Here is a 1418-nt window from a genome sequence, read left to right as displayed (position 1 = left end):
CTCGACGAGACGCGACAGCAGGCCTCACGGCTGAGAACCTGCCTTGACCGGATCGGAGAGGGATCTTCCGCGATGAAAGACGCAGGTGGCAAGCTCACCGCCATGGCCCAGTCGATCAGCGGCGTGTTCGCCGGCGACGAGGTGATGAAGGGGTCGCTCGCCAGCTATACTTTCGAGCATATGGAGATTGCCTCCTACATGATGCTCATCGCCGCGGCCCACGCCGAAGGGGAGGCCGAGGTGGCGCGTGTCTGTGAGCAGAATCTGCGCGAAGAGGAAGCGATGGCGGATTGGCTCAAGAGCCACCTCGCCGAGACGACGCAGATGTTCCTGTCTCGCGCCGCGGCCGACAGCGATGCCGCGAAACGGTGACGCCCAAATGGCGCGGGCGGACTTTTTTTCTGACGATCGGGTCCGCGGGCGGCTCTTGCGCCGGCCGCTGGGTCTTAGGTCGCAGCTAAGAGCCCGCTTCTCCTCCCACAAGAGCGGACTCTTGTCTCGAGTTTATGATCGGCCGCGGATTCGTCAGGGCACGGGTGGGGCAACATGAAGCGACTTCTGTCAGATCTCGCCGCAATGGCTGAGCCCGGCTTCTGGATCGCCTTGGGGCTTTTGGCGCTGCCTTACGCAAGTGGGCGTATTCGTCCTCATTAAGACATGCCGGTGCCTCTGATCGCTCAGGCTTCCAGCCGCCCATGCGCGGACCTTAATACACCATCGTTGAGAGCACTTTCGGGTCTCACTGTCATGATCGCAAAGGGGCCGCGTGACCGACGAGGTGGGGATGCATCGACCGATGAAGTTGCAGGGCGCGTGTTGAGCAATCCGCTCGGTGTTATTGCGGGGTTGCTCCCATTCTTGCGCGTGGCGCACCATATTAGCCATTTGACGGGCGCAGATGCCGTTTGCGGGGACTCGCCCACCAAGAGGCTCTAGAGTTGCGAGTGTAGTCTGCTGGCCAGCCAGTCCGATACTTTTTCGGTCAGGGGGCGCGCTTCCCATTCGCCCAAACTGATCTGCCTTGATCGCGCAAGATCCTGGCTGAACAGGTCGATCTGCGTTTTGGCAAAATCCCGGCCGTAGACATTCAGCGTGGCTTCGTCGTTCAGCCGCAAAGAGCGCTCGTCCAGGTTGGCAGAGCCAAAGCTCGTCCAGACGTCGTCGACGATCAGGAGTTTGGGATGATACATCGTTGGCTGGAACTCGAAGATCCGGACCCCAGCTTTGAGCAAGTCGCCCCAGAAGTACCGCGAGCCCTTTCGGACCAGGGGCACGTCTGTGAGCCAGTTGGGCACGATCACGTCGACTGCTACCCCTCGTTTCCTGGCGTCCAAGATCTGCTGCAGGGCAATATCGTCAGGCACGAAATAGGCCATTCCGATGCGAAGATGATCCCTGGCGGCAGCGATCGCCGCCAG

The 1418-nt window shown here is 60.9% G+C and carries 2 protein-coding genes; one reads left to right on the top strand and one right to left on the bottom strand.

Translation table 11 applies throughout. From position 1 onward, the window contains the following. On the top strand, window positions 1-372 hold a 372-nt coding region (locus FJ953_RS30310; protein ID WP_140625669.1), incomplete at its 5' end, for a DUF892 family protein. A gap of 560 nt (window positions 373-932) precedes the next feature. Here the strand turns inward: FJ953_RS30310 and FJ953_RS30305 are convergent. After that, window positions 933-1418, bottom strand: a 486-nt coding sequence (locus FJ953_RS30305; protein ID WP_246674230.1) for a phospholipase D-like domain-containing protein, incomplete at its 5' end; no start/stop codon positions are given.

This window comes from Mesorhizobium sp. B2-3-6, from assembly GCF_006442305.1.
In the GTDB taxonomy this organism is placed as follows: Bacteria; Pseudomonadota; Alphaproteobacteria; order Rhizobiales; family Rhizobiaceae; genus Mesorhizobium.
The sequence above is the reverse complement of the archived record's forward strand: the minus strand, read 5'-3'. Positions and strand labels throughout refer to the sequence as shown.